The sequence below is a fragment of the Shewanella chilikensis genome (assembly GCF_002836945.1).
Lineage (GTDB): Bacteria > Pseudomonadota > Gammaproteobacteria > Enterobacterales > Shewanellaceae > Shewanella > Shewanella chilikensis.
This window is the reverse complement of the sequence record NZ_NIJM01000015.1, coordinates 13335-29523: the sequence shown is the minus strand read 5'-3', so window position 1 is coordinate 29523 and position 16189 is coordinate 13335. Positions and strand designations below refer to the sequence as shown.

Annotated in this window: 17 protein-coding genes; 9 read left to right on the top strand and 8 right to left on the bottom strand. The window is 52.9% G+C overall.

Going from position 1 to position 16189, the window contains the following annotated elements; genetic code table 11:
• Nucleotides 1-78: 78 nt before the first annotated feature.
• The 5 genes from CX651_RS07640 (at nucleotide 79) to glnG (ending at nucleotide 6439) form a co-directional block, all read left to right on the top strand.
• A complete protein-coding gene (locus tag CX651_RS07640; RefSeq protein ID WP_101055261.1) occupies nucleotides 79-2058 on the top strand; it encodes an FUSC family protein in 1980 nt (659 codons plus the stop codon).
• A 12-nt stretch (nucleotides 2059-2070) separates the two neighbouring features.
• Nucleotides 2071-3228 (top strand): iron-containing alcohol dehydrogenase, encoded by a 1158-nt coding sequence (locus CX651_RS07635; protein WP_101055258.1) that lies wholly within the window; start codon nucleotides 2071-2073, stop codon nucleotides 3226-3228.
• Nucleotides 3229-3299: 71 nt separating this feature from the next.
• Entirely contained in the window at nucleotides 3300-3845 is a 546-nt protein-coding gene (locus CX651_RS07630) for a DUF4124 domain-containing protein (RefSeq protein ID WP_101055256.1), read from the top strand.
• 115 nt (nucleotides 3846-3960) lie between these two features.
• Complete coding sequence (gene glnL / locus CX651_RS07625; protein ID WP_101055254.1) at nucleotides 3961-5019, top strand: nitrogen regulation protein NR(II); 1059 nt, start codon at nucleotides 3961-3963, stop codon at nucleotides 5017-5019.
• Nucleotides 5020-5035: 16 nt separating this feature from the next.
• Nucleotides 5036-6439, top strand: coding sequence for a nitrogen regulation protein NR(I) (gene glnG, locus CX651_RS07620; RefSeq protein ID WP_101055252.1), 1404 nt, complete (start codon nucleotides 5036-5038; stop codon nucleotides 6437-6439).
• Between the two features lie 51 nt (nucleotides 6440-6490).
• Here glnG and CX651_RS07615 read toward each other — a convergent pair whose 3' ends face one another.
• The 3 genes from CX651_RS07615 to CX651_RS07605 are packed head-to-tail and all read right to left on the bottom strand — an operon-like array spanning nucleotide 6491 to nucleotide 8268.
• Nucleotides 6491-6823 carry a hypothetical protein gene (locus CX651_RS07615; RefSeq protein ID WP_146226004.1) on the bottom strand — a complete coding sequence of 111 codons (333 nt, stop codon included), beginning with the start codon at nucleotides 6821-6823 and terminating at the stop codon, nucleotides 6491-6493.
• 11 nt (nucleotides 6824-6834) lie between these two features.
• Entirely contained in the window at nucleotides 6835-7704 is an 870-nt protein-coding gene (fieF, locus tag CX651_RS07610; protein ID WP_101055248.1) for a cation efflux pump FieF, read from the bottom strand.
• A 45-nt stretch (nucleotides 7705-7749) separates the two neighbouring features.
• Entirely contained in the window at nucleotides 7750-8268 is a 519-nt protein-coding gene (locus CX651_RS07605; protein WP_101055246.1) for a Spy/CpxP family protein refolding chaperone, read from the bottom strand.
• A gap of 208 nt (nucleotides 8269-8476) precedes the next feature.
• Between CX651_RS07605 and CX651_RS07600 the strand changes: the two genes are divergently transcribed.
• Together CX651_RS07600 and CX651_RS07595 are read left to right on the top strand one after the other, a co-directional pair.
• Nucleotides 8477-9163 (top strand): response regulator, encoded by a 687-nt coding sequence (locus tag CX651_RS07600; protein ID WP_039034710.1) that lies wholly within the window; start codon nucleotides 8477-8479, stop codon nucleotides 9161-9163.
• Nucleotides 9163-10530, top strand: a complete 1368-nt coding sequence (locus tag CX651_RS07595; RefSeq protein WP_101055244.1) for an ATP-binding protein — start codon at nucleotides 9163-9165, stop codon at nucleotides 10528-10530. The genes CX651_RS07600 and CX651_RS07595 overlap by 1 nt, the downstream gene beginning before the upstream one ends.
• Nucleotides 10531-10801: 271 nt before the next feature.
• On the opposite strand, the gene CX651_RS07585 is transcribed toward CX651_RS07595, so the two are convergent.
• From CX651_RS07585 to CX651_RS07575, 3 genes are all read right to left on the bottom strand, one after another.
• A complete protein-coding gene (locus CX651_RS07585) occupies nucleotides 10802-11806 on the bottom strand; it encodes a permease (RefSeq protein ID WP_101055240.1) in 1005 nt (334 codons plus the stop codon).
• A gap of 117 nt (nucleotides 11807-11923) precedes the next feature.
• Entirely contained in the window at nucleotides 11924-12178 is a 255-nt protein-coding gene (locus CX651_RS07580; protein WP_101055238.1) for a thioredoxin family protein, read from the bottom strand.
• Between the two features lie 64 nt (nucleotides 12179-12242).
• Nucleotides 12243-12533, bottom strand: coding sequence for an ArsR/SmtB family transcription factor (locus CX651_RS07575; protein WP_101055236.1), 291 nt, complete (start codon nucleotides 12531-12533; stop codon nucleotides 12243-12245).
• A gap of 78 nt (nucleotides 12534-12611) precedes the next feature.
• Between CX651_RS07575 and CX651_RS20350 the strand changes: the two genes are divergently transcribed.
• Nucleotides 12612-13106 (top strand): ATP-binding protein, encoded by a 495-nt coding sequence (locus CX651_RS20350; protein ID WP_101055234.1) that lies wholly within the window; start codon nucleotides 12612-12614, stop codon nucleotides 13104-13106.
• Here the strand turns inward: CX651_RS20350 and CX651_RS20345 are convergent.
• Complete coding sequence (locus CX651_RS20345) at nucleotides 13002-13361, bottom strand: hypothetical protein (RefSeq protein ID WP_373296831.1); 360 nt, start codon at nucleotides 13359-13361, stop codon at nucleotides 13002-13004. The genes CX651_RS20350 and CX651_RS20345 overlap by 105 nt on opposite strands.
• Before the next feature lie 437 nt (nucleotides 13362-13798).
• Between CX651_RS20345 and CX651_RS07560 the strand changes: the two genes are divergently transcribed.
• Complete coding sequence (locus tag CX651_RS07560; protein ID WP_025010766.1) at nucleotides 13799-14665, top strand: LysR family transcriptional regulator; 867 nt, start codon at nucleotides 13799-13801, stop codon at nucleotides 14663-14665.
• A gap of 39 nt (nucleotides 14666-14704) precedes the next feature.
• Here CX651_RS07560 and CX651_RS07555 read toward each other — a convergent pair whose 3' ends face one another.
• Nucleotides 14705-15949, bottom strand: coding sequence for a cupin domain-containing protein (locus CX651_RS07555; protein WP_101055230.1), 1245 nt, complete (start codon nucleotides 15947-15949; stop codon nucleotides 14705-14707).
• Nucleotides 15950-16189 lie beyond the last annotated feature (240 nt).

Here is a 16189-nt window from a genome sequence, read left to right as displayed (position 1 = left end):
CCACCCGGCACTCAGGCAGACTCAAATGAGGTAGAATGGTGTCCCTCTTGTACCATTCTGCTGTCAAAGCAAAGTAACGTGAATCTATCCAATCTATTCCAGCGCCTGCTGCAATGGCTGCCTGATCGTGCCGATCTTCCCGAAGGCTTACGCATAGGGCTACCCATGATGGCGGGCCTGTTGCTATTTTCGTTTCTCGGTGACAGTGCCAGCGGCGTCAACGCCCTGATCTGTGCCTGGCTGGTCGGCGTCCAGGGCCGCAACCTGGCTTATCCCAAACGTGCCGGGCTGTTGAGCAAGTCGGCACTCCTTTGCTGTATCAGCAGCGCCCTGGCCTTGCTGAGCCTGATCCACCCTTGGCTGGGGATCAGCGTACTCGGCGCTATAGGCCTGTTATATGGCCTCAGTTCCAACCAAAGAAAGTACATTCAGCTGCTGACCTACAACGCCGGCTTTTGCCTGATCTGCGGCCTGCATCTGCTGGAGTCGGGTACCGACTGGAAGATGTTGTTGTTCTCCAGCCTGTTCGGCAGCTGGTTGGCTGTCATCAGCGCCGTCATCGCCGGGCCCTGGATGGCGATACGTCAGGGCGAACAGCTGCTGGCCAGTGTGCAGCGCAAATTCGGCTTCTGGTGCAATATACTCAGCCACTCGGACGCCGCCAATGTCGGCCAGCGTCTGGCCTTGCGGGAGCAACTCGATGATGCTATTGCCGTGCTGGCCCATTGGCTGCTGGAAATGCCGGATAAAGCCGAGGTACAACACATCGCTTGGCAGCTGGAGTCGAATCTTATCCTGATAGAAACCCTGGAGAGCATAGGTCGCCTGCAGCAGAGTCCTAGCAGCAACCCGGCGCTAAAACAGTATTTGGCCAATTTTGCCAGCGAACTCAAGACCCATAGGGAGCAAGGCACAGAGCCGACGCCACTGCCCTTGGGAGACAAGCCGCAACCTCTGCTGTTGGATGCCGCCAACCGCCTAACCTTGGCGCTGGATCCTCAAAGGCCGCTGGCAGCCGACTGGCGTGAGCGCCTGGGGCTTATCTGGCCTTCCGATGCCCAAAGCGTTCGCAGTCAATGGCGCAAGGCCTTGGTGAAACACTCGCGGGAATGGCATCACGGCCTGAGAATTCTGTTCACTCTGCTGTGTTGTCAGGCCGTGGTAGAACTGCTGCAACTGCCGCAGGGTTATTGGGTGACGCTCACCGCCTACATAGTGCTGATGGTGGCACCGCTCGGGCAGTTGCAGGCCAGGATCTGGAGCCGCTTCTATGGCACTGTGCTCGGCTCTGTGTTGGCACTGGGGCTTATCTGGTATCTGGGCGCCGGTAGCTGGTTATTACCGGCCACCTGCCTGAGTGCCTTTCTGGCCTTTGCCACCTTCTACAAGGCCAGATATGAGATCCATGTATTCTGGCTCACCATGCTGATGGTGTTTGCCATCACCCTACTACTGCCGAGCGATCCCTATATCGCCTTCTACCGGGCGCTGGACACCTTTACCGGCGCCCTGATGGCATTTCTGGCGATGCATCTGTTTATTCCCAGCTGGACCCGGCGCTGGCTCGACAGCTATGTGTGCCACTTTATCGAGCTGGAGCGGGCTTGGCTTGCCAGTATCAATGCAGGTAAAGCCGACAACGCCCTGCGCTGGCAGTCCCATGCGGCGCTGAGGCAACTGGGGCAAGAAGTCGGCTTTTTGAAGCTCGAGCCCAACACAGGCCAGCGGGAGCTGCAGGACTGGCAGAGTTTTCTCTGGCTTGGGCTGACGTTGCACTGCACCCTGGTGTTGGTGGCGCGCCAGCAGCAAAAGCCGCCACTGCACCAGGCAGAGGCACAGTTGGCGGCTTGGCCCCAGCTGTTTCGCCAGCGCTTCTTGGCAACAGAGATGCATCAATCCGAGTCCGGGCCAGTACCCGATTCAACAGATGAGCCAGCGCAGCTTTCAGCAAGACAAGCTGAAGCGATTCCCACTTGGGTAATGCAAGATATCGCCCATCTCTATGCCTGGCTCGACTGGCAACGCCCCTACGCCTTGGGCGGCAATACTCACGGCTGACAGGAGTCCAAGATGTACGATTTTGAATTTTACAATCCAACCCGCCTGCTCTTTGGCCGTAGCAGCCTGGAGCAGCTGGACACTCTGGTGCCCAATGATGCCAGAGTACTCTTGCTCTACGGCGGTCAAAGCGCCAAACGCAATGGCACCCTGGCCCAGGTCAGCCAGGTATTGGATCAACGCATCTGCGCCGAGTTCGGCGGCATTAGCCCCAACCCCGACTACCACCAGCTGTTGCAGGCAGTAGAGCAGATAAGGCAACAAAAGCTGGACTTTATTCTCGCCATCGGCGGCGGTTCCATCATAGATGCGGGCAAGTTTATTGCCGCCGCCGTGCCCTATCAGGGAGAGCCCTGGGAGATACTGGAAACCGACGGTCGCCACATTGACCAAGCTCTGCCGCTCGGTACTGTGCTGACCCTGCCGGCCACCGGTTCAGAGATGAATAACTGCGCGGTGATCAGCAATAGCGCTCTTGGTCTCAAGCGCTCCTTTCGTCATCCCTCGGTGTTTCCCCGCTTCTCTGTACTGGCGCCACAACTTAGTTTCAGCCTGCCGCAACCACAGATTGCCAACGGTGTGGTGGATGCCTTTGTGCACGTGACCGAGCAGTACCTGACTTACCCGGTCGATGCCAAGGTGCAGGACAGGTTTGCCGAAGGCCTGCTGCTCACTCTGATAGAGGAAGGCCCCAAGGCGCTGGCAGAGCCCGAAAACTATCGGGTGCGCGCCAATATCATGTTCAGCGCCACCATGGCGCTCAACGGCCTGATCGGTGCCGGTGTTCCGCAAGACTGGTCGACCCATAAGCTGGGTCACGAACTGACGGTGCGCCACGGCCTGGATCATGCCGTGACCCTCGCCATACTGCTGCCGGCCATGCTGCGCCTGAGAAAAGCCGCCAAACACGCCAAGCTGCTGCAATATGCCGAGCGGGTTTGGCAACTCAGCGACGGCAGCGAGGAACAACGCATAGATGCAGCCATAGAGCTGACCCGGCAGTTCTTCGAATCCATGGGAATCAAGACTCACCTCAGTGACTATGGTATAGGCCATGAGGCCATAGCGCCGCTGCTGGAGAACCTTGAACGCCAGGGGCTGACCCAACTGGGGGAGGACGGTCGGGTCGACCTTGAGCTGAGCCGACAGGTTTTTCAGGCCAGCCTTTAAAGGCAGTGATTTTTGTCAATAAACAGGCTAATCTGAAACAAGTTCACAACTGCATAACAAGGGAAGTCTTTATGCGCACTCTGATGATAATCAGCCTGGCACTGCTGTCGCTGGTTGCCCAGGCGACTGTCTATAAGTGGGTCGATAAAGATGGCAAGGTGCATTACAGCGATGAGCCCAACCCCCAAGCCCAGGCAGTGGAATTCACCGACAAGACCCAGAATCAAATAAGCCTGGAAACGCCTAAACCTCTGCCCGATCCCATAACAGTGGAACAGGTCGGCTATGCGCTGAAGATACTTTCACCACAGCATGAGGAAACCATTCGCGATAACGCCGGTGATTTTCAGGTTCAGGTAGAAGTAGAGCCGGAGCTGGCATCGGGTCATTTTCTGCAACTCTACATAGATGGCATCTCCTCCAGCGACGCTCAGCGCAGCAATCTCTTCCAGCTCATGGATATAGACCGCGGTGAACACACGCTGCAACTCAAGGCGGTGCAACAAAACGGCAAAGTCCTTGCATCCAGTAGTCCCATAACCATTTTTCTGCACCAAGCCGGACTGATGCAACCCGCCTTCCCGGCACCCGGGAAAGGCCCAAAGCCAAGTAACTAAAGTTATTTCAATAAGTTAGCTACTTTGCTTTTCGAGTTAGTCCACAGAGTTGTTGGCTTGCGGCCTGCACCGAATTGGTGCACCATTATGGTGCAATCCTGCTATGGGAAACTCAATGGACACAAATATCCTGCTCAATCATCTGGCCACTGCCGTTCTGGTCATCGACAGTGACCTGCTCCCCAGCTATGCCAACGCCGCTGCCGAGCAGTTGCTGGGCGTCTCCAGCCACAGGTTGCAGGAGCAGGTACTGACAGAGCATCTGCATGCCATAGGAGTTGAACCCAGAGTGCTGCAAAGCGCGGTGCTGGAACGTCAGGGGCTGACGGTCAATACCGCCCAGCTCATCAGCCTGGATGGCCAACACCACACTGTGGATATGACACTGATCCCACTGGAGCAGGGAGAACAGCTCAAGCCCTTGAGCCTGTTGGAACTCAGACAGGTGGATCAGCAGCGACGCATTCACCAGCAGTTGACCCTGGATGCCCAGCAGCAGGCGGCTCAATATCTGGTGCGCAACCTGGCTCATGAGATCAAAAACCCGCTGGGGGGCCTGCGCGGCGCGGCGCAGCTGTTGTCCCGCGAGCTTAGCGAGCCGCAGCTCAAGGAGTTCACCACACTCATCATAGAGCAGGCCGACAGGTTGCGCGCCCTGGTCGACCGATTGCTGGGGCCGCAGAAACCATCGCAGCACAAGCTGCAGAATATCCATCTGGTGCTGCAAAAGGTGATCAGTCTGGTGAGTGTGACCCTGCCGCAACAGATACATCTGCGCCAGGATTACGACCCCTCGATTCCGGACTTGCCTATGGATGAAGATCAACTGCAACAGGCAATCCTCAACATAGTGCAAAATGCAGTACAAGCCTTGGAGCATCAGGGCGGCGATATCATGATCCGCACCCGCACCGCCCATCAGGTCACCATAGGTAACCAGAGACACAAGTTGGTACTGGTGCTGTCAATCATAGACAACGGCCCGGGTATCGCCCCGGAACTGGTGGATACCCTGTTTTACCCCATGGTCACAGGCCGCAAGGACGGCAACGGCCTGGGGCTATCCATCGCCCACAATATTGCCAGGCTCCACGGCGGCCGTATCGACTGCGATTCGGCCCCGGGACACACAGAGTTCAGCCTGACATTGCCGATCAACAACCACAACGGCTAACAAGAGAGGAAACAATATGAGTGAACAGGTTTGGATCCTCGATGATGACAGTTCAATTCGTTGGGTGCTGGAACGGGCACTGCAAGGCGCCAAACTCAGCTGTGCCAGCTTTGCCGCCGCCGAGTCGCTGTGGCAGGCGCTGGAAATCTCCCAGCCCAAGGTCATAGTCTCGGATATCCGCATGCCGGGGACCGATGGTCTGACCCTGCTGGAGCGTATCGGCCTGCATTACCCCCATATCCCGGTGATCATAATGACGGCCCATTCAGATCTCGACAGTGCCGTCAGCGCCTATCAGGCCGGGGCGTTCGAGTATCTGCCCAAGCCCTTCGACATAGATGAGGCGATTGCCCTGGTGGAGCGGGCGCTCAACCATGCCACAGAGCAGGCTCCTGCAGCGGCCGAGCCTCAGGTCAAGGCACCGGAGATCATAGGCGAAGCCCCCGCAATGCAGGAGGTGTTTCGCGCCATAGGCCGTTTGTCGCGCTCATCTATCAGTGTGCTGATCAACGGTCAGTCCGGTACGGGTAAAGAGTTGGTTGCCGGGGCGCTGCACAAACACAGTCCACGCAAAGACAAACCCTTTATCGCCCTCAATATGGCGGCCATCCCCAAGGAGCTGATCGAATCCGAACTGTTCGGCCACGAGAAAGGCGCCTTCACCGGCGCCGCCAATGTGCGTCAGGGGCGGTTTGAACAGGCCAATGGCGGCACCCTGTTTCTCGATGAGATAGGCGATATGCCGCTGGACGTACAGACCCGGCTGCTGCGGGTGCTGGCCGATGGTCAATTCTATCGGGTCGGTGGCCACTCTCCGGTGCAGGTCGATGTCCGGATCATTGCCGCAACCCACCAGGACCTGGAACAACTGGTACTCAAGGGGGGCTTTAGGGAAGACTTGTTCCACCGCCTGAACGTGATTCGAGTTCATCTGCCCCCGCTGTCGCAGCGGCGGGAAGACATTCCGCAGTTGGCACGCCATTTCCTGGCCAGTGCCGCCAAAGAGATAGGGGTAGAGGCCAAAATACTCACCCCGGAAACCGCCGCCAAGCTGCAGCAACTGCCCTGGCCCGGCAACGTGCGCCAGTTGGAAAACACCTGCCGCTGGTTGACCGTGATGGCTTCAGGCCAGGAAATTATCCCTCAGGATCTGCCGCCTGAGCTGTTCAAGGAGCCCAAGGCACCTCAAGGCAGTGCCGGCCCGTCCCAGGATTGGCAAAACGCCCTTAAATTGTGGCTGGATATGCGCCTGTCACAGGGCGAGAGCGATCTGTTGACCGAAATCCAACCCGCGTTTGAGCGCATCTTGCTGGAAACCGCGCTGGAGCATACCCAAGGCCACAAACAGGAAGCCGCCAAACGCCTGGGATGGGGCCGCAACACCCTGACCCGCAAGCTTAAAGAGCTGGCAATGGACTGAAACCTCATAAAGATGGAGACACGACCCAAATAAGCCCAAGGGTGCAGGCTATTAAGAGAGGATTTTGGCGCCCAGGCGCAGTGCCGCCAAACTCAGGGAATAGCCCCAACGTATCAGTCCCCTGCGTCTGCACTCAGGCAAGAGTGGCCAACTGGAACCATTGGCTGCAATCAACTCGGCGCGCCAAAGCGGTAAAGGAATGATCTCCAGTCGGTAGTCTTGACCATTCAAGACTATGGTTTGCCGTCTTGGCAAACCATAGAGGCGCTGACAAAAGCACCGTTGCCCCAGCCATTCCAGTTCCAGGCGACTGCTTAATGGATAATACCGACAGTGCAGTTCACCCCCTTCGAGATTCAACTTCTGTTGTTGCATCCATGCCATGACAGTGCCCGCTACACGGGATCCTGGTGAATAATCACCTCGGCATGGTCAAAGTCGGCGCGGATCCGCTCACCTGTGGCCACGGCAATATCGTGGGCCTGTTGCAGGCTCAGGTCTTTGTCCAGCTCCAGATGCAGTTGAATAAAGGTGGTCTTGCCCGCCTGACGGGTACGCAGATCATGAATGCCACGCACTTGAGTATCCTGCTCGGCCAATTGCCGAATGCGCAGCCGGGTTTCATCATCCAGCTCACGGTCGAGCAAGGCCTGAATCGAGCGATACCCCAGCGACCAGGCCTGTTGCCCTATGTAGAGGGCGATCAATACCGCGAACAGACCATCGGCCCACCACCAGCCATATTGCGCCAAGACCAGCGCCAACAACACGGCGCCGTTGAGAAACAGATCTGACTTATAGTGCAGCGCATCGGCTTCGACCACTGTGCTCTTGGTGGCCGCCAAGGCCCGTTTTTGCAGTAATACCAAGGCCAAGGTCAGCACCATAGCGATGATGGATACCACAATACCTAGAGTGGCATGGGTCAAAGGCATGGGGTTGACCAAGCGCTCGCCGCCGTGAAACAGCAGCAGGAATGCCGTCCCCATAATAAAAGCCGATTGGGCCAAAGACGCCAGCGGCTCAGCCTTACCGTGACCATACCTGTGCTCCTGATCGGCAGGCACCAAGGCATAGCGAATGGCAATAAAGTTAACTATGGAAGCCAGGGCATCGGCAAAGGAGTCGGTCAGGGAAGCCAACATACTGGCAGACCCGGACCAAAGCCAGGCAGCCAGTTTTATCAGGATCAGGGTAATCGCGGTCGCCACAGCGGCGCGGCTCGCCAATTTAACCCAAAACTCGTAGCGGGAAGTCGGTGTCATTCAAGGGCTCAGCGGTCGGGAGTCACTGAGCCCATAGTAGCAGATTTAATTTGCCGCTGGCCCGAAACAATCACCACAACGGTAAGGACCTTCTTTGAATTTCGCTTGCTGTTCAGGTGTCAGCAAATTATAAATTTGATTGTGTAACTTCATGCGATCCAACATATGCTGCTCACGTACTTGTTGGCGCTGTTCAATCAATTTCTTGGCCTTGGCTTCATCGAAGTTGCCTGAGGTCATCAGTGCCTGCATTTCGGCTCTGTGCGCTGCACGGGTTTCCTTGTCAGGACGTGACATGCTGCTTCTATGTTGTTCCATCAACGCCTGGATCTCTGTTTTCTGGGCGTCGGTCAGATCCAGACCTCGCAGGCCATACATGCCAAAATGGCCCTTACCGCCTTTCATGTGGTGGTGATAGCCGCGCTCGCCCTTCATGTGATGATAACCACGGTCGCCGTCACGGTGTGGGCAATCGCCGTAGCCGTTACCGGCTTGTGCCGCGCCAGCCATCAGAGTGGTGCCGGCAATCAGGACCAGCAAACTTGCTTTGATTGAAGTCTTCATATGGATATCCTCGTTCTCGGTCGGGAAGTATTTGATGTCTTCCAGTCTAGTCCTCTATGTGTAAGTGTGGGTTCAAACTGAGTAAAGCACTGTAAAGCTTGGTCATCCGGGTTGAAGAAGCGTATCTTTACCCAGACTTACACAGCTAAACTGCAGTTGACTCAAAAGCGGGTATACTCGGCAGAGAGAAATTGTGTGAGGCGTATAAATGAGCCGGATTTTATTGATAGACGATGACCTGGGCCTGGCAGAACTCTTGGGGCAATTGCTGGAGCTGGAAGGCTTTGAGCTGACACTGGCCCATGATGGTCAGAGCGGCCTGGAACTGGCGATTGCCAATGATTACGACCTGATCCTATTGGATGTGATGCTGCCCAAGCTCAACGGCTTCGAAGTGCTCAGGGAACTGCGTGGCAAGAAACAAACCCCCGTGCTTATGCTCACTGCCCGCGGCGATGAAATAGACAGAGTGGTTGGCCTGGAGATAGGCGCAGACGACTATCTGCCCAAGCCTTTCAATGACAGGGAACTGGTAGCCAGGATCCGCGCCATCATACGCCGTGCCAATATCACCCCGCAGGACATTCCCCAAAGCGGTATTCAAACCATAGGCGATCTCAGCCTGGACTCTGCCCGTCAGGAAGCCTATTGCAATGAACAGTTACTGTTGCTGACCGGTACTGAGTTCAGCCTGCTCTACACCCTGGCCAATCAGGCCGGCGAACTAATAAGTAAAGATGAGCTGAGCGAAACCGTGCTGGGCAAAAAGTTGATGCCCTTTGATCGCAGCCTGGACATGCATCTTTCCAACCTGCGCAAGAAACTGCCGGAACGCAGCGATGGTCGTCCCAGGGTCAAGACCATACGTGGCAAAGGCTATATCTGGATCCCCTGATGAAGTCATTTTCCCTGCCCAATCGCCTCTTTATCAAACTGCTGCTGGGCTTTTGGCTCTGCAGCAGCCTGATCATTCTTGCTGTTGGCATGCTACCACTGCTGCAGCAAAACCATGACAGAGCCCCAATGCCGCCTAAACTGCGGGAGGTCTTGTCTCAGGTCGCCGATGAGCTGCAACAGGAACCGGCCAAGTTGAATGGCCGCTTTCTGCACCATTGGGAGCGCAGACGCAGCATGGAAGGCAAGCCAATTCGCATCTATCTGGTCAATGAGCAGGGACAGATAATCAACACTCATAGAGTATCCAAAGGCATGCGCCGCTTTATGTTGATGGCAGAGGAAGCCAACGCGCCGATTTCACACCAGTTTCGCGATGAACTGATATTCGGCCCATTCGATTTTAAGGTTAACGGCACCCCCTACGCCCTTTATGGCCGGTTGCCGGATCACCACCCCATGCCCTGGTTCTTTTTCTTTATTGAACACAAGTTACTGACATTGTCGCTGGCGATTCTGCTTTCAGGGTTGCTCTGTGGTTTGTTGGCCTGGCACCTGGGCAAGCCGCTGCGTTCGTTGAAACAGAGTGCCAACGCCCTGGCGCTGGGACAATTGAACAGCCGGGTCGACGATGCCACAGCCGGACGCCACGACGAAATCGGCGAACTGGCCCAGGCCTTCAACAGCATGGCGGCCGCCATCGAAACCATGGTCAATAATCAGCAGCGACTGATAAGCGACATCTCCCATGAGCTGCGAACTCCGTTGACCAGGCTGCAATTGGCACTGGCCCTGGCGCGCAAGAAGGGGATGGCCGGAGATGAAGCCGAACGTATCGCCTATGAGGCCGATCAACTGGAAAAAATGATTGCCGAGCTGCTGGAGCTTTCCCGGGTGAAACTCAAGGCACAGGACAACAAACTGAAAGTGGGGTTGGCCGAATCACTGAGCCAGGTACTGGACGATGCCGAATTTGAAGCAGAACAGCAGCAAAAGGAACTCAACATCCAGATACCGGAAGAGCTGGAGTTGCCCATCTACCCAAGGCCGCTGTCGCGGGCGATTGAAAACCTGCTACGCAACGCCATTCGCTACTGCCATACCCAGGTAAATATCTGCGCCGAGACCAAGGGGCCATGGGTAGAGATAAGCATTACTGACGACGGCCCGGGTATTGAGGAATCTGAGTTGGAGGCTATTTTCAAGCCCTTCTATCGACCACATTCAGCCAGAGAAAGAGAGAGTGGCGGTTGGGGTCTGGGGCTGGCCATTGCCGATGCCGCAGTACAAGCCCACGGCGGCCATATTCTGGCAAGCAATCGCGTTCAAGGTGGACTCGAGGTCGTCATCCATTTGCCACGCGCCTGAGACCTTCAGGCTCATCTTCCAAAGAGGATTGGCGGCATACATTTTGCTCAATCATGTTGATATGTGACTGCATAACCAATAAACATCCATCTCTGCAGATAATGATTATTAGGGGGGCCAAAAATACGAGGGGCTGGCCCATAATCGCCCCTGAAAAGCCAGTCGCAACACTTCCTCGCAAGGTGAAGCACTGCGCCCCCGCTAAAGCATCTCTTCTGAAAGAGATGGCACAAAGCACAGCTTTACTTTAGTCAATATTTTAATATTGGAGCTAGGCCAACATAGGAGCGATTGCGTTGAAAACCCACCCTATAAGGGTGAATGACATCAGTAAAATCGTAAAAACAATCGCTAACAAGCGCCATTGCATCACCTGCTTAAGCAAGATAAATTCGGGGAAACTGGCGGCAACCGTGGCCATACAAAAAGCCAATGTTGTCCCTATAGGAAGACCATTAATGATGAGGCTTTCCATGATAGGAATGACCCCTGTCGCATTGGAATAAAGCGGAATACCTATTAACACTGCAACAGGCACAGACCACCATTGACCATCACCCAAGTGAGTTTCAATCCAACCATCCGGAACAAACCCATGAAGTGCCGCGCCAAGCCCAACGCCGATAATGACCCATTTCCATACCCGAGAAAAAATCGCTTTGGTTTCGCTTTTGGCAAATTGATGTCGTTCCGATAATGTCATCAGGGGGGCCGATGCTTCTTGTTGATTATTAGATACAGCCGCCTGTATTTTCCCTCTTTCAAACGCCTTGGCTGCAAAGGACTGCAGCCAACGCTCAGCACGAACAGCATCCAGAAAAGCCCCTGCAAGTATACCCACAGACATACCTACACCCACATAAATCATCGTAAACTTCCACCCCAATAAGCTTACCAATAGTAGAATGGCAACCTCATTAATTAAGGGGGAAGTGATAAGAAATGCCATAGTGATCCCGACGGGAATGCCTGCGGAGGTAAAGCCTAGAAATACCGGAATGCTTGAACAAGAGCAAAAGGGGGTCACCGCACCAAAACTTGCTCCCAGAAAATAACCGACAAAGCGATTTTTACCCGCTAAATAATCCCGAACACGTTCAACATTAAGTGACGCTCTCACCAAAGCGATGACATAAATCATCAAGATCAGCAGTGCGAAAATCTTAGTGGTATCTTCAATAAAAAAGTGTATTGCATCTGCCAGCTTGGTCTCGGGAGGGATGCCTAACAATCCAAAAGTTATCCAAGTCGCCAGGTCAGAAAAGAGGTGCATCATTGTTTACCACCTTTGAGCTGTGGCTACATTATTAGGGAAGGTGCCACGAGGACTTATTCGCACCTTCCTTAGATGGAAAGCCGCAGAGGAAGCCGCTTATTCCGGCTTGGCTATGCTCTACACTGAAGATTCAATGTGTGCCAGCATTAACGCCTTGATCTCTGCAGGACTGGCAAGACGACCTGTCAACTTAACTTGTTCATCTATAACCAAAGCCGGAGTCGACATCACGCCGTACTCCATAATTTCTTCGACATCAGTAACTTTAACTAACTGATAATCAAGCTCTAAAGAATCTGCCACAGCAGAACAAGTTTCAGCCAGCTTTTGGCATTTAGAACAGCCAGATCCTAAAACTTTGATTTTAAACATAATGCCACCTATCATTTGGTTATTTAGCCAAATGATAGGTAAGAAACCACTTCGGGAATGCGATCTACTTCTGAATTTGGTGATCCTGTAAACAATCAATACAATTGAGTGAATGAAGCAAACACGGCATAGCTAGATGATAGAAGATCTGCTTTCCGCGCTTTTCCATACCGACAATGCCCTTATTACGAAGTATGGATAGATGCTTGGAAACCGTTGAAAAATCAACATCAAGTGCCTCTACAAATTCACATACACATTTTTCGCCATCAGCAAGTTGTTCAACTATCCATAGACGCGTTGGATGTCCCAAGGCCTTGAAAATATCGGCTTTAGTTTTGGTTAGTTGTTCCACAAATTATCTTCCACAACAAGAACACATTGTGTGCCATAGTGAATCGATAAACTCACTTTTTAGCAAGGGAGTTATGAAATAAAACGCGTCATTGCCAATGAAAAACCAGGGGACAGGGGCAATCCAAGCCCCATAAGACGAACTGGCGCTAGCCCTGGCACGCCAAAAAGGGGATGGCCGGAGAATAAAGCCAAACAGCAAAAAGAGGTTAACTTCCAGATATCGGAAGAGCTGGAGCTGCTCATCTACCCAAGGCCGCTGTCGCGGGCAATTGAAAATCTGCTGCACAACGCCATCCGCTACTGCCGTACCCAGGTAAATATCTGCGCCCAGGACAAGGGTCAATGGGTAGAGATAAGCATTACTGACGACGGCCCGGGTATTGAGGAATCTGAGTTGGAGGCTATTTTCAAGCCCACGGTGGCAATATCCAGGCAAGCAATCGCGCCCAAGGTGGGCTTGAGGTCGTCATCCATTTACCACACGCCTGAGACCCTCAGGTTCATACTCCAGACTGGGTTGGCGACTCAGCCAGGCGGCAAACTGTTGCTTGGAGGGGCTGCGCTTATCTGAGTGCCCCATCAGATGGATCAGCGCATAACTGAACTGGTAATAGAGCTGCGGGTCGTCGTGGGCCTTGCAGGCATCGTCGGTATTGATCATGGCGCCACGCAGATAACTCATCACCAGCTCGACCCGATCGAATCCTGGCACCTCTCCCACAGCGGAAATGGTCTTGGCATTCCACTGCATATATTCATCGAAACGTCTTTCACAACCATGCCGATAAAACTCGGTCGCCAACAACAACAGAGCTTGATTTGGCATTATCCGCTCAATGACAAATTTATTTGTCGACAATACTTCATAGAGCCGCTGACAATGATGAAATATAAACCTTTCCAGAGGGTCTTTATATTGTATTTCATCCTGTTTAGCCTGTTGTAGCCAATACTCATATTCACTGCAAGCTACTGCCACCATGAGATCGGCCTCTGTAGTGAAATGATTATATACTGTGCCTTTGGATATTTGGCTGGCTTCAACAAGATGAGAACGACATAAACCGAAAGTCTTCTGTCCTCTTAAACAACGTTGCGCCACTTCAACCAAAAAGTTTCCCCGTCGCTCCCATTTTCCCATTGGCCACTCCTGAGCAAAGCTTAAATACAAACTCTCCCAACTTCACAATAAAATAATAACAAGCTTTATGCGACTGCGATATTGAGTAATACTGATACCATTATGAGTCACGCCAATAGCCAATGTTAAAAATAGAATTGCTCGAGAGTTTTATTGCTGTGGCCGAATGCGGTAATTTATCCAAGGCTGCAGAAAAAGTCTGTCGCACCCCGTCGGCATTGAGCTTACAGATCAAAAAGCTGGAAGAAAGTGTCGGTCAACCGCTGTTGCTCCGAGACAATCGAGGCGTGGTGCTGACCGAATCCGGCAATACCCTGCTCAACTACGCCTATAAGATGATGCAACTCAACACCCAGGCCCTGGATGAGCTGAAAGACTGTCAGAATCGCGAAGTAATTCGCCTTGGCGTTCCCACAGATTATATTACCTATTATCTGGACAACTGCCTGCTGGAATTTGTCCGTGAGTTCACCTGTATTGAGTTGGTCATAGACACAGATGTCAGTGGCAATCTGTATAAGCGGTTGCATCAAGGGGAATTCGACCTGATAGTGGCGACCCATTGGCAGCCTCCGGTGCAGGGAGAACTCCTGTTCGAACGACGTTTTCATTGGGTGGCCGCCAAGAACGGCAGTGCCCATAAACGGGAAACGATTCCCATGGCACTTTACCCGGAAAACTGCCCCATCAGAGCTCAGGTGTTTGCCAACCACCAACTGTCGATGCGGCCCATCAATGTGCTGCTTTCCACCCCCTCACCCCAAGCCTTGTGCATGGCGGTCGAAAATGATTTGAGCATAGCTCCGATTGCCGAATTCAGGATCAACGACAAGATGCAGATCCTCGATCCCATAGAGCATGATCTCCCTCCCTTACCCGTGTTCAATGAATCTCTCTATCTCAATCCGGAGAGCCAGACTGAAGCCTGCAATCAACTCATCGCCCTGTTGAAGGCCAATCTCAAAAACAGAAACACCACCGTAGAATAAGATGAAAGCCGACTCAATGCCGGCTTTCATCTTGATTAACTACCACTTGAGCTTACTCAGATCGCACTGAATGGTTTCGCCCTTTTTGGCCGGTGTGCCCGGCTGCTTGGCTGATTCACACAAGAGTGTTGTACCATAGTCATTGCGTGTGTCGTGGGCATTGCTTCTGGCCCAAACCGAGACTATCGCTCTCTCTTCCGGCTTGGCTTCACAGCTGCCATCAACATCGAAGGCATGGATGGTGTTCTGATGAAAATACAACAGGGGATCGCGTTCGCTACTGCCGGAAAGCCACATGGCATCGACATTGGGTTGCCCGGCATCGAAGCGAACCCGGCGCATCTTGTCATTCTCTTTTACAGTTTCCAACAAAGGTGAATCGGCTTTGATTGCCAGGCTCTTGAACTGATTGGTGCAAGCCGGCAGCCTCATGTTGTAGTACATTTCAGAAATGGCATGGTTGTGAAACGGGTAAAGAGTATCGACCGACTGTACTGTCATACCTACTTCGGCGCCGACTTTCTCACCATTGATGCTGTCAATTCTCAGTAGTCCCCAGTGCCCTATGATCTCTGCATAAGCATAACCGCCACGAACATTATTGAAGTTCTTGTCATTGCGCTTGCTTTCTTCGGCATACATGGGGAACCAACCGGCAGCGGCCCACAGGTTGGGCAAGGCGTTGGCACTGATGTCATAGGGGAAAGCCGATGGCATCTTCACCTCATCACCTGTGACCATTTTGTAGAAGTTATCAGTAAAGATTTTTCCCTGCTTTTGCACCTGTTTATTGGTGACTTTCTGCTTGAAGAATTCATTAAAGCTCATGCGTTTCGCCCACTGAGCCACCGGGGATTTTTGCTCCAGTTCCCCTCCTGGGCTGTAGATCCAATTGACATCACGGCGAGCCCCGAAACAAATTTTGGCACTTTGGGGATTGTGCAATACCTGATAAATATTTTTCACCATCAGCTGCATATCGCGGCGCTCCATTACGCAGAACTTTTGTCCACCGGCGCTGGTGTCGTAAATAGCTTCATCCGAGTTCAGGCAATGAGCTTGCTCGCCATTGGTGAGCGCCTTGGCAAAGCCATTTAAATAACGCAATGTTTCATCCCAGAGAATATCGACATACTTTTGATCTTGTTTGGAATAATCTGGCGTTTCACCCAAACAAACAAAGCTTGCATTTTCAATATCAGCCGAGTCTAAAAAATCCGGTAACTTTTCTGCCATCGCTGTATTGGAAATCAGCAGTGAAATTAATATTAGTTTCTTATTCATCACCTGGAACCTCAATTATATTTAGAGTCAATATCAGGCGAAGCATATACTTGGAATCCATTCCAAAAATGTTGTCTGAACACAGGCAACAAAAAAGATAACAGAATGAAAAAGAGTTGTGAGCCAGCAAACAAAAAAGGCCCACTTGTGATCAAGTGAGCCTATCATTGAATTAAAACAGCAGTTGCAGGGACTATTTTAATCAAAGATATTTACGGGTCATGCTGCCGGTGGAGGAAA